This is a genomic window from Streptomyces sp. NBC_01465, assembly GCF_036227325.1.
GTDB lineage: Bacteria > Actinomycetota > Actinomycetes > Streptomycetales > Streptomycetaceae > Streptomyces.
The window spans coordinates 2,120,747-2,137,811 of record NZ_CP109467.1 but is presented as its reverse complement, the minus strand read 5'-3'; the positions used below and the strand labels follow the sequence as shown (position 1 = coordinate 2,137,811).

Here is a 17,065-nt window from a genome sequence, read left to right as displayed (position 1 = left end):
AGCGGTAAGTCTAGGGGTCCGCCGTAGCCCCCGTGGGCGCTTCGACGGAACCCCTCCACCCCCAACTCCCGTCAGCCGCGCCCCACATACGGCATAGCCGTGGCCAGCACTGTGGCGAACTGCACATTCGCCCCCAGCGGCAGCTCCGCCATGTGCAGCACCGTCCGCGCCACATCACCCGCGTCCATCACCGGCTCGACCGCCAGTTCCCCGTTGGCCTGCAGGGTCCCGGTCTGCATCCGCTCGGTCATCTCGGTCGCCGCGTTGCCGATGTCGATCTGCCCGCACGCGATCCGGTACGGCCGCCCGTCCAGCGACAGCGACTTCGTCAGCCCGGTCATCGCGTGCTTGGTCGCCGTGTACGCCACCGAATGCGGCCGCGGCGCATGGGCCGAAATCGACCCGTTGTTGATGATCCGTCCCCCCTGCGGGTCCTGCGCCTTCATCAGCCGGAAGGCCCCCTGCGCGCACAGAAAGGACCCGGTCAGGTTCGTGTTCACCACGTGCTGCCACGCCTCGTACGGCAGCTCCTCCAGCGGCGTCCCGCCCGGCCCGAAGGTCCCCGCGTTGTTGAAGAGGAGGTCGAGCCGCCCCCACCGCTCCCGCACGGCGGCGAAGAGCGCGTCCACGTCGCCGGGGTCCGCCACGTCGGTCCGTACGCACAGCGCGTCCGCCATCCCGGCCGCCGTCTCCTCCAGCGCCCCGGTGCGCCGCCCCGCCAGCGCCACCGACCAGCCGGCCTCGGACAGGGTGTGCGCGACGGACCGCCCGATGCCGGAGCCGGCGCCCGTCACGACCGCGATCTTGCTCTGAGGTGCGTTCATGGGGCGGCAGCGTACGACAGTGCCCGACATCCGGACCTCATCCGTCCGCCATCCGGCTGTGGTGTACGCGACAACCACTCGTCGTCCTGCGCCACTCGAATGCACTCATGACGACAGAGCACTCAGCAGAACTCAGGGCCGCCGCACGCCACTTGGGCCGCCGACGCTTCCTCACCGTCACGGGTGCCGCAGCAGCCCTCGCCTTCGCCACCAACCTTCCCGGCACCGCCCAGGCCGCCGAACTCGACGCCGCGAAGATCACCGCTGACCCCTTCACGCTGGGCATAGCCTCCGGCGATCCGCTCCCGAGCTCCGTACTCCTCTGGACAAGACTCGCGCCCGACCCGTACGCGGCCGACAGCGGACTGCCCGCCGCCCGCGTGACGGTCCGCTGGGAGCTGGCCCACGACGAGCGCTTCACGCGCATCGTCCGGCGCGGCTCGGCGACCGCGCACCCGGAGTTCGACCACAGCGTGCACGTCGAGGTCGGCGGCCTCGACCACGACCGCGTCTACTACTACCGCTTCCGCGCCGGCACCTGGATCAGCCCCGTCGGCCGTACGCGCACGGCGCCCGCGAAGGGGGCCCGCGTGGGCGAGCTGAAGATCGCCGCCGTGACGTGCCAGGCGTACCACGACGGCTACTTCACCGCGTACCAGCACCTGGCGGAGGAGGACCTCGACGTTGTCTTCCACCTGGGCGACTACCTCTACGAGTACGCGGTCAACGCCGTCGGCGGCCTGCGCAACTACACCGACCGCCGGCTGCCCGCGCACTTCAACCGCGAGACGATCACGCTGGAGGACTACCGCCTCCGCTACGCGCTCTTCAAGACCGACCCGGACCTGAAGGCGGCGCACGCGGCGCACCCCTTCGTCGTGACGTGGGACGACCACGAGACGGAGAACAACTACGCGGACGAGACCCCGGAGAACGACGTCCCGCCGGAGGAGTTCCTGCTGCGCCGGGCGGCGGCGTACCGCGCGTACTGGGAGAACCAGCCGCTGCGCCTCCCGCAGAAGCCGAACGGCCCCGACGCCCAGCTCTACCGGCGCCTGCAGTGGGGCCGCCTCGCGCAGTTCGACGTGCTGGACACCCGCCAGTACCGCTCGGACCAGGCGTACGGCGACGGCTGGCAGTACCCGGGCCCGGAGTCCGAGGACCCGGCGCGCACGATGACGGGCGCGGCGCAGGAGCGGTGGCTGCTGGACGGGTGGCGGGCGTCGCGGGCCACGTGGAACGTCGTACCGCAGCAGGTGTGCGTGGCGCAGCGCCGCAATGTCCCGACCGGCGTCTCGAAGCTGTCGATGGACGGCTGGGACGGCTACCCGGCGGCACGACAGCGCCTCCTTGACGGGGCGGTGGCGACGGGCGCCGACAACCTCCTCGTCCTCACGGGCGACCTGCACAACGCGTACGCGCACGACCTGAAGCAGAACTTCGACGACCCGTCGTCGAGGACGGTGGGCGTGGAGCTGGTGGCCACCTCCATCACGAGCGGCGGCGACGGCGCGGACAAGCCGAGCAACTGGGACGCGTACATGACGTCCAATCCGCACATGCGCTTCTACCACGGCCGGCGCGGCTATGTGACGGCCACGCTGACCGAGCAGCAGACGAGGGCGGACTTCCGGGCGGTGACGGGGGTCACCAAGCCCGGAGCCGCGATCTCGACGGTCGGCTCGTTCGTGACGGAGGCGGGGAACCCGGGGCTCAAGCAGGTGTGACGTCCGCGGGTCGGACGTCCGCGGGTCAGACGTCCGCGGGATAGCGGACGCCGATGCGGTCCCGTACCGCATCGAGCGTCCGCATCACGGCGAGACTCCCGTCGAGCGGCACGAGCGGCGACTCGGTCTCACCGGCGCGCAGACACCGCATGACCTCGGCGGCTTCGTACGCGAACCCCTGCGGCTCGCCCTCGGTGGTGAACTCCTCGGGGTCGTGGCCGTCGCGGTGGAGCACGAACTGCTCGGGATAGAAGAAGCCGCGGGGGAACTCGATGCGCCCCTTGCTGCCGGTGACGGAAGCAGTGCGGGGGCTGTCGCCGGTGACGGAGCAGGAGAGCAGGGCGGACGCGCCGGACCCGGACCACCCGAGGAGCATCCCGGTGTTGAGATCAACACCTTCGTCCGACAGCAGGGCATGAGCCTGTACGGCATCGGGCTCACCCAGCAGGAGATGCGCGAATGAAACGGGGTACACCCCCAGGTCGAGCAGGGCCCCGCCGCCCTGGGCGGGGTCGCGCAGCCGGTGCTCGGGCCCGAACGACCCGGCGAGCCCGAAGTCGGCCTGAACGGTACGGACTTCACCGATGGCCCCGTCCCGCACCAGACCGACCATGCGGCGGATGAGCGGATTGCAGTAGGTCCACATGCCCTCCATGAGGAAGGTCTGCCGCGCACGAGCGATCTCAACGAGCTCCTCGGCCTCCCGCAGGTTCAGGGTGAAGGCTTTCTCGCAGAGAACGGCCCGCCCGGCCTCCAGGCAGAGCCCGGCGGCTTCGCGATGGGCGGAGTGCGGGGTGGCGACGTACACGACATCAACTTCTTGATCCCCCGCGAGCCCGGCCCAACTCCCGTAAGCCCGAGGGATCTTGAACCGCTCGGCGAAGGCTTCAGCGGAAGCGTCGCTCCGCGACCCCACGGCAACGACCTCTGCCCCCTCCATGGCGAGCAGATCGGCGGTGAAGGCCGCCGCGATCCCTCCCGTAGCCAGCACACCCCAGCGAATGACCCTGTCCGTGCTCATTGCCCCACCCCATAAAGGTCTCGACCACTCCACCAGTGCTGAGAGAATAAAGGCCATGCCGAAGACCTCCACGCCCGGCCACATACGAACCGGGCAACTCGCCCCTGCCGCGACCCGCCGCACCGGCCTTCTCGTCACCCTCGTCCTGGGCGGGCTGACGGCACTGCCGCCGCTCTCGATGGACATGTACCTCCCGGCGCTCCCGGAGGTCACCGGCGCGCTGCACGCCCCGGCGGCCACGGTCCAGCTGACGCTCACGGCCTGCCTGATGGGCATGGCGCTGGGCCAGCTGGTGGTGGGCCCGATGAGCGACAAGTGGGGCCGGAGGCGCCCGCTCCTCATCGGCATGGTGATCTACGTGGCGGCCACGGCGTTCTGCGCCTTCGCCCCCACGGCGGAACTCCTCATCGCGTGCCGCCTGCTCCAGGGCCTGGCGGGGGCGGCGGGGATCGTGATCGCGCGAGCGGTGGTCCGCGACCTCTACGACGGCGTGGAGATGGCCCGCTTCTTCTCGACGCTGATGCTGATCTCGGGGGTGGCCCCGGTGGTGGCCCCCTTGATCGGCGGCCAGATCCTGAGGATCACGGACTGGAGGGGGGTCTTCGCACTCCTCACGGTGATCGGCACGTTCCTCACCTTGATCGTCTGGAAGTGGCTGCACGAAACGCTCCCGCCGGAGCGCCGCCACGCAGGCGGGGTGGGCGACGCACTCCGCACGATGCGAGGCCTGTTGGCGGACCGCGTCTTCACGGGCTACATGCTGTCCGGCGGCCTGGCCTTCGCGGCGCTCTTCGCGTACATCAGCGCATCGCCCTTCGTGGTGCAGGACCTGTACGGCGCATCCCCCCAGACCTTCAGCCTCCTCTTCGGCCTGAACTCGATAGGCCTGGTGGCGGTAGGCCAGATCAACGGCAAGATCCTGGTGGGCAGGGTCAGCCTGGACAAGGCACTGGGCTTCGGCCTGACGGTGATCATCCTGGCGTCGACGGCACTGCTCCTGATGACGTCAGGGGTCTTCGGCAAGCCGGGCCTGGTCCCGGTGGCGGCGGGCCTGTTCGTACTGATGTCGGCGATGGGCCTGGCGATGCCGAACACGAACGCCCAGGCCCTGATGCGCACACCGCACGCGGCGGGCTCGGCGTCGGCTCTGCTCGGCACGTCGACGTTCCTGCTGGGCGCGGTGGCGTCGCCGCTGGTGGGGATAGCGGGGGAGTCGACGGCGGTACCGATGGCGGTGGTGCAGCTGGCGTGCGGGGTGGGTGCGGCGGTGTGCTTCCTGGCGCTGTGCCGGCCGTGGCAGTCGCGGCGTTAGCGTCGGCGTGCGAGATGAGCGGTGATGTCGGCGGCGATCTCGACCGTCTCGGGCAGTACCTGCAAGATCTGCCGGAATACCTGCTCCCGCTCGGGGGCGGGCAGGACGAGATAGGCAGAGACGGTCGACAGATAGCCGACGAAATCACGCCCGCTCATCGTCAAGCGCCGCTCGACCACGACCTGTTGGACGTCACCGAACCACTCGGATTGCTGTAGCTCGGTCCCGGGCCACTGCATGTGGTTCTCGGGCGGAGTCCCATCCGGAGACGGAATGTCATCGCTCTCCAGAAACGGCGCCCGAGCCGCACGAACGGCCTCCTGCACGTCCGGATCGGCCAGCTGGACCGCCCCGCCGAAGGAGGCGAACACGCCACCCGGCTCCACCAGCGAGGCCATGCGTGACCACCGCCCCTCCGGTTCGGTCCAGTGCAGCGCGGCGGCCGCATAGACGAGCCCGTACGACTCACCGGTCGTCAAGTCCTCGAACGCGGCCTGCACTGTCCCGACGCTCGACGGCACGTGCTTGCGCAACTCCGCGAGCATGGCCGCGTCGGGGTCGGTCGCGGTGACAGCGATCCCGGCTTGCGCGAACAGCCGGGTGGCCTTGCCGGTCCCGGCGCCGATCTCCAGCGCGGTCCGTACGGGCTGCCCCGCGTACGCCATCACCTTCTCGAAGAGGTCCACGGGATACCCGGGCCGGAACCGTTCGTACGCTTCCGCCATCACTCCGAAGCTCAATGCGCGACCAGACATGCGGAGCATCCTGACATGTCCGGCGGCGCGCGCGGGCACCGATCCCCACCAATTGAACATGTTCAAGAATCTTGGCAGGATGGCCGACGCAGCCGCCCGCCGGGCGAGTTGCGTTCCTGCGGCGTGCCTTGGGGGACCGAACCGTGGACGAGAACACGCGCCGGCCGAAGCCGTGGATCGTGGGGCTGCGGCTCGTCGATCTGACGGTGCGGTACGCCGTGACCTTCTTCCTCACGCTGGTCGCGACGGCGTCGGCCGTCCCCGACGAGGGCCTGCAGAACGACGACTGGCTGTACTTCGCGCTGTTCCTCGGTATCCCGTCCCTCCTGATCAGCGCGGTGTACGGCCTCGCCAACACCCAGAGCGGCTCGGCCTTCCGGCTGCCGCTGGCCGGACTCCTGCTGCTCCCCACGTGGTTTCTGCTGTTCGTGACCTATCCGGAGACGCTCGTAGTCCCCGTCCTGGGTCAACTCCTCTTCGCGCTCTGCGTGATGCGGGCTCCACTGCTGAGGAGCGGCCCGTCCCGGGTGCAGCGAGGGGTCACGCTTGCTCTGGCGGCCCTGACCGCGCTCACTGGTTGCAACCCGCACATGTACGACACAGCCCCGGCCGTCCACGACGCGACCTCCGCGGAACTGGTCGGAACCTGGAGCTGCGCCGAGGGCACCGAACTGACCCTGCGGCAGGACGGGTCGGCCTCGATGGCCCTCCTCGACGGCCAGGAGTTCGACTTCGACGCCGGCTGGCGGCTCTCGGGCACCGGCACTTGGCGACTGACCTCCGAGACCGCTGGCTGGAGCGGGGGCCAGCACCTGATCCTCACCCTCAAGACCCGCACGGGGTCGGCCCAGCGCCCCGACGACCCCACGTCGGAAACACCCCTCACGGACCGCGAACCGGCCCCCGAGACGTACATCTGGACCTTCGAACTCCGCCGCACCGAACAGCACGCGCTCCAGCCGTACTTCTACTTCGGCGACCCCGACAGTCGCAGCACGTATGTACTGACGAAGAAGGCGTACGACGTGGCGACGACGCCCGTCGCAACACCTGCATCACCATGAGCATGACTGGGAAGAAACGGATGCATGAGTGACTCAACCCTCTGGATCTCCTCGCTGACGGCTGGCACGGCTGTACTTGCCAGCTGGGTCACGAGCCGCGGAACCGCCCGCGCGGCACAGATCCAGTCCACCGCAGCCGAGAAGACCCAACGAGCGATCCGGATCAACGAGGCGCGACGCGCTGCCTACGTGCGGCTCATCGAGCAGGCGCACAGGATGGCCGAGCTGTACTGGACCGTCTCGGACATCCACAAGTCGGGTGCCACGCGCTCCGAACAACTCCCCGCCCTCAAGGAGGTTCAGTCGGGGCTGCGGGAGGCGTACGGCAAGCTCCGCCACTTCATATGGGTGATCAACCTGGAGGGCCCCGACAACGTCGCTCACGCCGCAGAGACCATCAGGCTCTCAACCAGGCCGCCCTATCGGGCACTTGAGGCAGCGATCGCGGGCGAGCGGAACGCCCTCGCCGACTTCGACCAGCACTACGACCCCTTTTGGGCGTCCGTCCTCGCGTTCGTCTCCACGGCGCGTTCTGCGGTACACGACTTGTAGTGCCGGACCCCTTTGTGCAGGAGCAGGCCGCCTCCGCCCGAAGGAAGCTCGCGTGGCCGGAAGCGCACGGAGGGAAACAGCTCAGTTCCCGAGCCAGTGCTGTCCAGCGGCACCACGGACACCTCGCCTCCGGGCGGACACCAGGGCGTGCCGGTGAGGGGACGCCCTCCACCGTCCCTACGACGGCTCCTTGAAGTAATGCCCCTCCTCGATGTCCGCGATCAGCCCGAGGTGCGCGGGAACCCAGCCGAAGCGCTCCCGGGTCAGCGCGCTGGACGTCGGGTTGTCGAGCGACACCAGCGGGGCGAGAAGGCCGAAGTGGCCGCTCGCCTCCTCGGCCGTCAGACTCACCGCCGGAAGCTTCAACCGGCGGCCGATGGACTCGGCGATGTCCCGGAACCGCACGCCCTCCTCCGCGACCGCGTGCACCGCAGTGCCGGGCGGGGCGGATTCCACGGCCAGCCGGAACAGGACCGCAGCATCCCGCCGGTGCACCGACGACCAGCGGTTCGTGCCCTCGCCGACAAAGGCCGAGACACCCTTCGCACGAGCGATACCGATCAGCATCGGGACGAACCCGCGCGCGTCCCCCCGACCGTGCACGGTCGGCGCCAGCCGTACCGACGACGAGCGCACCCCGCGCCCGCCCAGGGCCAGAACGTACGTCTCAACCGGGAGCCGCAGGCCGGTGACGGCATTTGGAACAGCCGGGGCCTCCTCGGTCAGCACCCGTCCCGGCGTGCGGCCGATGACCCCCGAGGTGACCACGAAGGGCTTGCCGGTCTGCTCCAACTCCGAACCGATCGACTCCACCGCATTCAGCTCGACCCGCGCACGAGAAGCAGAGTCGGTGGTCTCGGAGATGTGCTGGTTGGCGGCGAAGACCACACCGTCCGCCTTCGCCGCGCCGGCGCGCAAGCTGTCCAGGTCAGCGAGGTCACCATGGTGCACCGCGATGCCTGCCCTGGCCAGAGTCGCCGCGGAGGCATCGGAACGGGCGAGACCCACGGCCTCGTGGCCCGCTTGCAGCAACTCACTCACGATGGACGATCCGACGTACCCGGTTGCCCCTGCGACGAAAATGCGCACGATGAGAATCCCTCGATGATTTCAAGTCGGCCCGCCGCACGGCGCCGGGTTCGTACCTTGACGGTAGAAGCGGCAGGAACACGGCGTCCAAGACCTGTTCCGCACGACGCGATACGGATCAGGTATCACGATTACGATGCAGGAGTGCCCAGCGCCCACGTACCCCCGGTCGACTTCGACCTTCGCCTGGTGCGGTACTTCACCGTCGTGGCCGAGCACGGCAACTTCCGCCGCGCAGCGGCCGAACTGCGGCTTGCGCAACCGTCGTTGAGCCGCCAGATCCAGAGCCTCGAGAAGCGGTTGGGCGTCCGCCTGCTAGACCGCACCACCAGGGGCTGCCGCCTCACCGCGGCCGGACAGGTGTTCCTTCCCCAGGCGGAAGCGCTCCTGCGCTCCGCGGAACTGGCCGCGACGACGACCCGCGCCGCAGCGGCATCCGGCGCCGTCACCATCGGGTACGTGGGCGGACTCATCATCACCCCCGCAGTACGCGAGCTGCGCAGCCGCCACCCTGACGCCCAGGTCGCCACGCTGCACCTGGACTGGAGCGATGTCCACACGGCCCTGCTCGACCACCGCGTGGACGCGGTCATCGCCCGAGAGCCGTTCCCGACCGACCGCCTGCGGGTGACGCCCCTGTACCAGGAGCCCCGGGTGCTCCTGATGCCGACAATGCACCGCCTCGCGGGCAGGGAGTCGGTCACCCTCGACGACTTCGCCGACGAACCCCTCATCCGCTACCCGGACCCCGCCTACGACGCCTTCTGGCGCCTCGACCCCCGACCGGACGGACGCCCGGCACCCGACGGCCCGCTGGTCGAGGCGCACGCGGACAAACTCGAATCCATCGCCGGCGGCCAGGCCCTCGCCCTGGCACCGGCAGCCGACGGGAACAGCACGCCCAGGCACGATCTGACGACCGTTCCCGTCCAAGGAATCGAACCGTGCGACGTGGTGATCGCCACCCGCACCCGCGAGCGCAACCGCCTGGTATCGGCCTTCCACGAAACAGCCCGATCGCATCTCACCGGTCGCGACATGCTCCGAAGGGTGTAGCTCCTTCCCACCCGCAGGAGTAGTCATCTCTAGACCAGATTTTCCTGAGCCCAATCAGAGACGCAGCCGAGCCGGTCAGCCGCTTTGGCCGGGTCGCCGCTGCGGGTGGGCTGCCCCACTTCGAAGTCGTGACCGGTCAGGCCGCTTTCGTCTTCGACGATGCGAGCGATGCGATAAGCCAGATCCATCACGGCCAACGCAGTTGGCCCCGAATGGTGATAAGCGACCTCGATGTTGGCGGTATCCCCGCAGTAGTCGAACTGCACGCGTCCCGGCGGACCCACCGTCTCAAGGGTCAGGCTGTAGAGATACTCCGCGGACTCGACAGGCCCGACGTCCCGCGAGACGATCTCCAGGATCCGTTCCCACTCGGCCCGTTGCGCATCAGTAAGCCGGAGCACGGGCAGGTCGGCATCGGGATCAAAACCGGCGTTGAGGCGGTCGAGCGTCTCTTGAAGCGTCAGTCCCGGCTGCACTCGAACGAGCATGATGTCGTAGGTCACCGGATGAACCTACGCAGACTCCGGCGCCTCGGCGAGAGCGTCTGCTCAGCCATGAGGTCTGATGGGGGCGACTGCGCGCACTGGCGAGCTAGTCAACCGGTTGAGAACTTCCATTGGGGTAAAGCTCCAGCCGACGAGACGCGGCCCGCTCCAGTTGATGCCGATCATGAGTCCCTCCCGTGCGGCATCGGGCAGTTCGCGATCGCGCCAGGCTTCCAGGGGCATGGAAGCGACCCGCAAACCATGTCCCCAGATCTTCGCCGCCCTCTGGGCGCGGGCCGAGGTCGACCAGAAGGGAAGACTGCGTGCCCCGTCCTCCGAGAGAGGAGCAGGGCTTCCGGCGTCATCGCGGACAAGCCAGACCAAGCCTCTTTCGCGAACGTCCAGAAAGAATGCAGCCGCTTGCGAACCACTCTGACTCATGGTCACCGAGCCTAGCGTCCCCTTCACCCATGGGGTTGGGAGACCGAATGGCTGTCCCGTAATTGATCAGGCCAGTCGACGGCCCTCGTTGGGGCGGCGAGGGGTATGTGCGTGGTGGATTCGCCCCTGACTCCCGAGGCTGTCATCGCGGACGCCGCCGTCCTCTATCGCCCAATCTCGCACGTTGGCCACCCGGTTGCGGTGGCGAGCAGGCGCGTTACTGTCGGGCGCTATGCGACTTCTTGTACTGGGCGGGACCTCGTTCGTGGGTCGGGCGATTGTCGATGAAGCGCTGCGTCAGGGTGCCGAAGTGAACCTGTTCTGCCGGGGCAGAACTGGCATCGACCTCTTCCCGGACGTGCCCCGGCTGATCGGAGACCGGGACACCGGGGACTACGCAGCACTTCAAGACGGCGCCTGGGACGCCGTGGTGGACGTCAGCGGATACGTGCCGCGTCACGTCGGACAGGCGATGGATGCGCTCGGCGACCGGGTCGGCCGGTACCTGTTCATCTCCAGTCATGCTGTGTACATGCGGACGGGCGTGGGGCCTGGCTCGGACGAGGACACACCCCGCCGCCCGCCGGTGCGCGACACCGAGGAGCTCGACGAGGACACGTACGGGCCATGCAAAGCGGCCTGCGAGGACGACGTGGTGGCCCGGTACGGGTCGCGGGCCACGATCGTCCGCCTGGGGAAGGTCGCCGGGCCGTACGACGTGCAGGACGGGCTCGTGTACTGGGTTCGCCGGGCCGCGCGCGGCGGCCAGGTGGCCTTGCCCACCAGCCCGCAACAGCCGGTCCAGGTGGTCGACTCCCGCGATGCGGCCGGCCTCGTAGTCCAGTTGATCAAGGACGACAGGCCAGGCGCGTTCCACGCAGTCGGTCCGGCTGAACCGACCACGATGGCGGATCTGATCACCACCTGCGCCCAGGTCGCGGGCAGCCAGGTCGAGATCGTTCCCGTGCCCGCCGAGGCGGTGTCACCGTTCTTTCCGCTCACCCGCCCCGCATCGATGTGGCCGACGCAGCAGCGAAGTCCCGTACGCGCACGGGCCGCAGGCATGCCCGCAACCCCGTTGGCCGTGACGATCGCTGACGTACTGGCCTGGGACCGCGAGCGCGGCGAACCGCCGCTCCGGCACGGGTTGTCCCCGGCTGAGGAGGCGAAGCTAATCGCCAACGCCTGACGGTTGCACGCGCCCGCCGCCTAACAAGCTGAAGCGCACCGGGCCCGGCTTCTGTGGCTGAGAGAATCGGTCGTGTGATCCGCTGGATACGCCAGGTCCCATGGTGGGTGGTGGCGCTGATGGCCTTGTATGTCGTCGTGCTGGTCTTCGTCGGCGCTGCTTCGCACATCTCTGACCTCATGTTCGTGGTCATGGCGACTGATGGGATGGCCAACTGGTATGCGGCCTACGGCATTCAGCACAGTGACTTCTTCGCGCGGCCGGGTCTGCAACGGCTGACTGCCTTCGCGTTGCTCGTGCTCGTGACAGGCCCTTCCGTCCGGACCCGTCTCCGTCTCGGCGTCGTCACCAGTTGAAGCGAGGTCTTACTCAGCCGCCGGAGCTGACTTGCTCAGCGTGGGGCCCAGGCCGCGGCCAGGGTCAGATGCCTCGCCTTCGGTCCGCGTTGAGTTCGCCGACGCGGGCCCGCAGTGTGTCGGTCGCACTGGCGGCACGGACCGAGGCCGGGGCTGCGTCCCATTCACGGCCGCCTCCGGGTGGGCGGAGCTGGAGGTACGGGCCCTCGCTGCCCATCACGATGCCGACCCGGTCCGTCGCGGTGTCGAGGACAAGGGTGCCAGGTTCCGGGGGCGTCAGCGATTCGCTGGTCATGTCGGCCTCCTGCGGAGGGCGTTGGCGAGATCGAGGGCTACGTCGGCGCGGACGCTGCCCAGCGTGACCAGGCTCAGGTACGGGGAGGCGGTATCGGCGGCCAGGGAGGGGAGCACGATGCCGGCCGCGGCCAGTGAGGCTCGTAGGGACTCGGCTGCTTCGTGCGGGTCCGCCGCCTGGGGTGCGTGGTCGTCTCTGCTCATGAACTCGACGGTAGGCGGACGGAGTTGAGACCAGTCGGTAGATTTCTCGACTTTTCTCGTGAGGTGGCCAGATTTTCGCGTGTTTTCTCCTGCCGCACGAGGCACGCTGTACTGAGAGGCTTCGGGCCCGGGGATGCTGGACGCATATCCGCCCCAGAGGAAGGAACAGCCATGACTCGACGGCTGCGCTTCAACGGCACGGACAGCAAGAACGGTGCTTGTCCAGCACTCCACGAAGACCTGGAATCAGGGGAGTTCGTGGTGCAGGGACCGCCGCTCACCGACCCCGAGGACCTGAGCCAGCTCCAGCACTTCAGCGATGGGGAGCTGGCCGTCGTCGTTCCCCGGGAACTCCTCGTTCATTTCGGCCCCAAGGAGATCGAGCGCGTGCCCACCATCATCGACCTGGACGAGTTCGGTCGGCTCTTCGAGACCTTCGAGCACTCCGCCTGGCGGTTGGAGACTCGTCGCGGCTACGCCTCCGACCGTGAGGACGAGACGTACCAGGAGTTCGTCGAGACAGGCACGGTGCAGTGGGAACTGGACGACGACTGGTGCAACAACATGCGGCGCCAGACCTCCCAGGGAAAACGTGTCGGCCGGGTTCGCATCGTCGACAGTCCGCCGACGACCGGGCAGCTCTACTTGCTCGACAACGCGCGCCGCAATTCGGCCACGGGTGAGGACATGCGCAACCTCTGGCGCGCCGATGCCGGACGCCTCCAGTTGCCGGAAGAAGACTTCTGGATCTTCGACTCCCGCATGGTTGCCCTGCTCCACTTCGACGACGAGGACGTACTGCTCAACGTCGAGCTGATCACCGACCCTGCCGAAGTCGTCCGCTATCTGCAGGCAAAGGACGTAGCGCTTCACCACGCAGTGTCCTACGACGTGCTTGCGGCAGAAGTGGCGGCGACGAAGTAGATGGACGCCCTTCGGTGAGCACGGACTATCAGCAGGCCCGCTCGGCCCTCGGGGCGCGGCTGCGAGAACTGCGGTACTCGCGCCCGGAGGGTCGGCTCACCGGAACGCAGCTTGCCCAGCACCTGGGCTGGACGAACTCGAAAGTCTCCAAGCTGGAGAACGGGCGCCAAACAGCAACCCCCGAGGATCTGCGCGCCTGGGCCGAGGCCACTGGCCATCCTGCCGCGTATGAGGAGTTGGAAGCGCGGCTCAGGGGATTCGAATCGCATATCCGCTCATGGCGGCGTCAACTGGCCCGTGGCCACAGACCGGTTCAAGAGACGTGGCAGGAGGAGTTCGGACGTTCTCGCATCATCCACGCGTGGGAGGAGTCCGTCGTCGCCGGAATGCTGCAGACCGCCGAGTACGCACGCCACGTCTTCATCCGGTACGCCGAACTGCAGAACTCTGTTCGCGATACGGAGGACGCGGTCCGAGCCAGGATGAAGCAGCAGGAATGGCTGTACGAACCGGGCCGAAAGCTCCGCATCCTCATGTGGGAGGCCGCGCTGCACGCCCAGATCTGCCCACGGCCCGTCCTCGCCGCACAGCTCGACCGCCTCGCCAGTGCTATTGGCCTGGACACCGTCGAGCTCGGGATCGTGCCCCTTGACGCGCCGTTGAAGATCTCACCCGCCAATGGATTCTGGGTCCTCGACGAGCGAATCGTCATCACAGAGGATTGGCACGCGGAACTCTGGCTTGACGACGACGAGAGCGTCACCGGCTACCTCAAAGTGTGGAACACCTTGCGCGAATCCGCGGTGTACGGAACCGATGCCCACCGTGTGATCGGCCGGGCCAGAAGCGCGCTCGACGCCCGCTGACGCGTTGCCCCTTGTGCGTCTCGGCTGCCCGGGGATGGTGGCCGCAGTAGCGCCTCGCCTCGGCGGTGGCGCTCTGATCGCGACCGGATCCCGCGACGGCACGTTGCTGCTGGACCAGCTGACCGACTGAGACGACTGCAGGTCGAAGTCAACTCTTTTACTGAAAAAGGGACTTGTCGCGACCAGGCGGGCTACTGTTTGCAATCGACAAGCCACCAAGAGGTGACCCCGGCAGCGCTCCAACGCTCCGGGGTCCGACAACGAAGAGAAAAGGTCTTCGATGCGGATTCAGCTTAGCGTGCGCACGCGTGCCTTCACCGTGCTGGGGAACGACGTCCTGCGGGACCGGCGGCTCAGTTTCACCGCCCGGGGGCTGCTCGCCTATCTGCTCTCCTTGCCCGACGGCGCCCGCGAGGATGCCCGGACTCTCGCCGACAAGAACCCCGGCATCGGGCGGCGCGGGATCTCCAAGGCTCTGGATGAGCTCGTTGAGCACGGGTATTACGTACGGTGCACCACGCACGACCCCGAGAGCGGGCAGGTCCGTACCGAGACCTTCGTCTTCGACGTTCCCCAGGACCCCGACGCCCCGCTTCCCGCCCCGGCGGGAACCGGTGAGGCGCAGGTCGGCAACTCGGGAGCGTCCCCCCTGGGGGCCGAAAACCCGGTAGAAGAACCCTCCCACCCCGACGCGGACATCGCCCGCGGAGCCGCCCTGCTCGGTCGACTCGGGCGTGTGGAGCCGAAGTTGGCGCTCAGCGTCGCCGACACTCTTGCCCTCGCGCCGCTTGCCTTGCCCTGGCTGGACTGTGGGGTGTCCGAGTCCGCGATCCGGGCGCTCCTGGCCGATGGGCTGCCTCCCGTCGTCTTCTCCGCCCGTGGCATCCTCGGCGATCGGCTCGTACGGAAGCTGCCCGCCCAACAGGGCCCGCCCGCCCCCGTGTTCGCCGAGTGCGGCGACTGCCACGACCCCCTCCCGCGCGGGCAGGAGGCAGGCATCTGTGAGGGGTGTACGGGTGTGACGCCACTCGTCGCAGTCGCACACCCCACGACCGTCAACGAACGCGTCGCCGCCATCCGTGCCACCCTCCGATCCGGGCTCGGCGGCACAGCTAACCTGGCCCGATGATCGAGGACGGCGCCACCGACAAGGGCAGCGTGACCACCGTGCGGCGGGTCGGCGAGACCATCCGGCGGCCGGCCGGTGCGTGGACCCCTGCTGTGCATGCGCTGCTCGACCACCTTCAAGCAGCAGGCTTCAACCAGGCCCCCCGCGCCCTCGGCACCGACGGGCCCGACGAAGTGCTGTCCCTCCTCCACGGTGAGCCCGCCTTCTCGCCCTGGCCCGCCGCCCTCCGCTCGATCGCCGGAATCAGCGCGCTCGGCCGTTGGCTGCGCGGGTACCACGACGCCCTCCAGGACTTCCGGCCGCCCACCGACGCGCAATGGCTCGGGCAGGAGACCGAGTGGCAGCCCGGCATGGTCATCCGCCACGGTGACCTCGGGCCCTGGAACTCCATCTGGGACGGCGACCGGCTCGCCGGGTTCATCGACTGGGACTTCGCCGCCCCCGGCCATCCCCTCGACGATCTCGCCCAGCTCGCCTGGTACGCCGTCCCCCTCCGCCCCGCCCACCAGCAGAATCGCGCCGCCATCACCGGCGAGCACGCCCTCCGCGACCGCCTCGACGCCCTCTGCGTCGCTTACGGAGCCGAGCCCGAAGCCGTCCTCGACGCCCTCGATGCCCTCCAGACCCGCGAGGCCGACCGCATCGAACGCCTCGGCGCGCTCGGTCACCAGCCCTGGGCCGCCTTCCTCGCCCGCGGCGACGCCGCCGAGATGCTCGGCGAGCGCGCCTGGCTCCGGGCGGAACGGCTTAAACTCCTCCGGTGAACGACTCCCTCCCCACCCCCGACTCCCTGCGCGCCGCCCTCGCCGGGCTCCTCGACGGGCTGCCGCCCAAGCAGGCCGCGCAGGCCGTCGAGCGGCTCATCGCCAATTACCGGGGGGACACCCCGACCGATGCGCCCGTGCTGCGGGACCGTTCCGACGTCGCCGCGTACGCCGCGTACCGGATGCCCGCCACCTTCGAGGCCGTACGGTCCGCCCTCAACGCCTTCCAGGACGCCGTCCCCTCCTGGGTGCCCGCCACGCACACCGACATCGGCGGCGGTACGGGGTCCGCGAGCTGGGCCGTCTCCGAGGCCTGGGGGGATCAGGCGACCACCGTCCTCGACTGGGCCGAGCCCGCCCTCGCGCTCGGCAAGGAGCTGGCCGCCGCCTCCGGCGTCGCCGCGCTCCGTAACGCCACCTGGACCCGCGCCCGCATCGGCAAGGCCCTCACGCTCGACGCCGTCGATCTCGTCACCGTCTCGTACGTCCTCGGGGAACTCACCGAGGACGACCGCGGCGCCGTCGTCGACGCCGCCGCGCACGCCGCGCAGGCCGTCGTCGTCATCGAGCCCGGCACGCCCGACGGGTATCTGCGGATCATGGACGCCCGCGAGCGGCTCATCGCCGCCGGGTTCACCGTCGCCGCCCCCTGCCCCCACAGCGGCGCCTGCCCCATCGAGCGCGGCACCGACTGGTGTCACTTCTCCGCGCGCGTCAGCCGCTCCTCGCTGCACCGGAAGATCAAGGGCGGGTCCCTCGCGTACGAGGACGAGAAGTTCAGTTACGTCGCCGCCGTACGAGGCGACATCCAGGCGCCCCCCGCCGCCCGTATCACCCGCAGGCCGCAGATCCGCAAGGGGCAGGTGCTCCTCGAACTCTGCACCGACCGGGGCGAGTTGGACCGCGCCACCGTCACCAAGCGGCACGGTGCGCTGTACCGGGCCGCGCGCGACATCGCATGGGGCGACGAATGGCCGCCGCCCCACGCCGACACCGACTACGACGACTGATCG

Annotated in this window: 20 protein-coding genes; 12 read left to right on the top strand and 8 right to left on the bottom strand. The window is 69.0% G+C overall.

Annotation, left to right across the window (positions count from 1 at the left end; all coding sequences use genetic code 11):
* Positions 1-71: 71 nt before the first annotated feature.
* On the bottom strand, positions 72-854 hold the full coding sequence (locus tag OG707_RS09780; protein WP_443071303.1) for an SDR family oxidoreductase: 783 nt from the start codon (positions 852-854) through the stop codon (positions 72-74).
* 77 nt (positions 855-931) lie between these two features.
* On the opposite strand from OG707_RS09780, the gene OG707_RS09775 reads away from it, so the two are divergent.
* Positions 932-2,551, top strand: coding sequence for an alkaline phosphatase D family protein (locus tag OG707_RS09775; protein WP_329116511.1), 1,620 nt, complete (start codon positions 932-934; stop codon positions 2,549-2,551).
* Positions 2,552-2,576: 25 nt separating this feature from the next.
* Here OG707_RS09775 and OG707_RS09770 read toward each other — a convergent pair whose 3' ends face one another.
* Entirely contained in the window at positions 2,577-3,572 is a 996-nt protein-coding gene (locus OG707_RS09770; RefSeq protein ID WP_329116509.1) for a Gfo/Idh/MocA family protein, read from the bottom strand.
* Positions 3,573-3,627: 55 nt separating this feature from the next.
* Between OG707_RS09770 and OG707_RS09765 the strand changes: the two genes are divergently transcribed.
* Positions 3,628-4,884 carry a multidrug effflux MFS transporter gene (locus OG707_RS09765; protein ID WP_329116508.1) on the top strand — a complete coding sequence of 419 codons (1,257 nt, stop codon included), beginning with the start codon at positions 3,628-3,630 and terminating at the stop codon, positions 4,882-4,884.
* On the opposite strand, the gene OG707_RS09760 is transcribed toward OG707_RS09765, so the two are convergent.
* Complete coding sequence (locus OG707_RS09760) at positions 4,881-5,699, bottom strand: class I SAM-dependent methyltransferase (RefSeq protein ID WP_329116506.1); 819 nt, start codon at positions 5,697-5,699, stop codon at positions 4,881-4,883. The genes OG707_RS09765 and OG707_RS09760 overlap by 4 nt on opposite strands.
* Positions 5,700-5,782: 83 nt before the next feature.
* On the opposite strand from OG707_RS09760, the gene OG707_RS09755 reads away from it, so the two are divergent.
* Entirely contained in the window at positions 5,783-6,703 is a 921-nt protein-coding gene (locus OG707_RS09755; RefSeq protein ID WP_329116504.1) for a hypothetical protein, read from the top strand.
* A 24-nt stretch (positions 6,704-6,727) separates the two neighbouring features.
* Entirely contained in the window at positions 6,728-7,255 is a 528-nt protein-coding gene (locus OG707_RS09750) for a hypothetical protein (RefSeq protein WP_329116502.1), read from the top strand.
* A 177-nt stretch (positions 7,256-7,432) separates the two neighbouring features.
* Here the strand turns inward: OG707_RS09750 and OG707_RS09745 are convergent, their stop codons facing one another.
* Positions 7,433-8,344: an SDR family oxidoreductase gene (locus OG707_RS09745; RefSeq protein WP_329116500.1), complete on the bottom strand. Its 912-nt coding sequence runs from the start codon at positions 8,342-8,344 to the stop codon at positions 7,433-7,435.
* Positions 8,345-8,488: 144 nt separating this feature from the next.
* Between OG707_RS09745 and OG707_RS09740 the strand changes: the two genes are divergently transcribed.
* Entirely contained in the window at positions 8,489-9,400 is a 912-nt protein-coding gene (locus tag OG707_RS09740) for a LysR family transcriptional regulator (protein WP_329116498.1), read from the top strand.
* 29 nt (positions 9,401-9,429) lie between these two features.
* On the opposite strand, the gene OG707_RS09735 is transcribed toward OG707_RS09740, so the two are convergent.
* Positions 9,430-9,903 (bottom strand): hypothetical protein, encoded by a 474-nt coding sequence (locus OG707_RS09735; RefSeq protein ID WP_329116496.1) that lies wholly within the window; start codon positions 9,901-9,903, stop codon positions 9,430-9,432.
* Between the two features lie 45 nt (positions 9,904-9,948).
* The gene (locus OG707_RS09730; protein ID WP_329116493.1) at positions 9,949-10,326 is read right to left on the bottom strand and encodes a DUF2750 domain-containing protein; all 378 of its coding nucleotides are present in this window, start codon (positions 10,324-10,326) and stop codon (positions 9,949-9,951) included.
* Positions 10,327-10,558: 232 nt separating this feature from the next.
* Between OG707_RS09730 and OG707_RS09725 the strand changes: the two genes are divergently transcribed.
* Together OG707_RS09725 and OG707_RS09720 are read left to right on the top strand one after the other, a co-directional pair.
* Positions 10,559-11,515 (top strand): NAD-dependent epimerase/dehydratase family protein, encoded by a 957-nt coding sequence (locus OG707_RS09725; RefSeq protein WP_329116491.1) that lies wholly within the window; start codon positions 10,559-10,561, stop codon positions 11,513-11,515.
* A gap of 74 nt (positions 11,516-11,589) precedes the next feature.
* Entirely contained in the window at positions 11,590-11,871 is a 282-nt protein-coding gene (locus tag OG707_RS09720; RefSeq protein ID WP_329116489.1) for a hypothetical protein, read from the top strand.
* A gap of 64 nt (positions 11,872-11,935) precedes the next feature.
* On the opposite strand, the gene OG707_RS09715 is transcribed toward OG707_RS09720, so the two are convergent.
* Complete coding sequence (locus tag OG707_RS09715; protein WP_329116487.1) at positions 11,936-12,166, bottom strand: hypothetical protein; 231 nt, start codon at positions 12,164-12,166, stop codon at positions 11,936-11,938.
* Positions 12,163-12,369: a hypothetical protein gene (locus OG707_RS09710; RefSeq protein WP_329116485.1), complete on the bottom strand. Its 207-nt coding sequence runs from the start codon at positions 12,367-12,369 to the stop codon at positions 12,163-12,165. The genes OG707_RS09715 and OG707_RS09710 overlap by 4 nt, the downstream gene beginning before the upstream one ends.
* A 171-nt stretch (positions 12,370-12,540) precedes the next feature.
* Here OG707_RS09710 and OG707_RS09705 point away from each other — a divergent pair, with 171 nt between their 5' ends.
* From OG707_RS09705 to OG707_RS09685, 5 genes are all read left to right on the top strand, one after another.
* The gene (locus OG707_RS09705; RefSeq protein WP_329116483.1) at positions 12,541-13,293 is read left to right on the top strand and encodes a DUF6879 family protein; all 753 of its coding nucleotides are present in this window, start codon (positions 12,541-12,543) and stop codon (positions 13,291-13,293) included.
* A gap of 14 nt (positions 13,294-13,307) precedes the next feature.
* Positions 13,308-14,159, top strand: coding sequence for a helix-turn-helix domain-containing protein (locus tag OG707_RS09700; protein ID WP_329116481.1), 852 nt, complete (start codon positions 13,308-13,310; stop codon positions 14,157-14,159).
* A 298-nt stretch (positions 14,160-14,457) separates the two neighbouring features.
* A complete protein-coding gene (locus OG707_RS09695; protein WP_329116479.1) occupies positions 14,458-15,288 on the top strand; it encodes a helix-turn-helix domain-containing protein in 831 nt (276 codons plus the stop codon).
* On the top strand, positions 15,285-16,052 hold the full coding sequence (locus tag OG707_RS09690) for a phosphotransferase family protein (protein ID WP_329116477.1): 768 nt from the start codon (positions 15,285-15,287) through the stop codon (positions 16,050-16,052). Before OG707_RS09695 ends, OG707_RS09690 begins: the two co-directional genes overlap by 4 nt.
* Positions 16,049-17,062: a small ribosomal subunit Rsm22 family protein gene (locus OG707_RS09685; RefSeq protein WP_329116475.1), complete on the top strand. Its 1,014-nt coding sequence runs from the start codon at positions 16,049-16,051 to the stop codon at positions 17,060-17,062. The genes OG707_RS09690 and OG707_RS09685 overlap by 4 nt, the downstream gene beginning before the upstream one ends.
* Positions 17,063-17,065 lie beyond the last annotated feature (3 nt).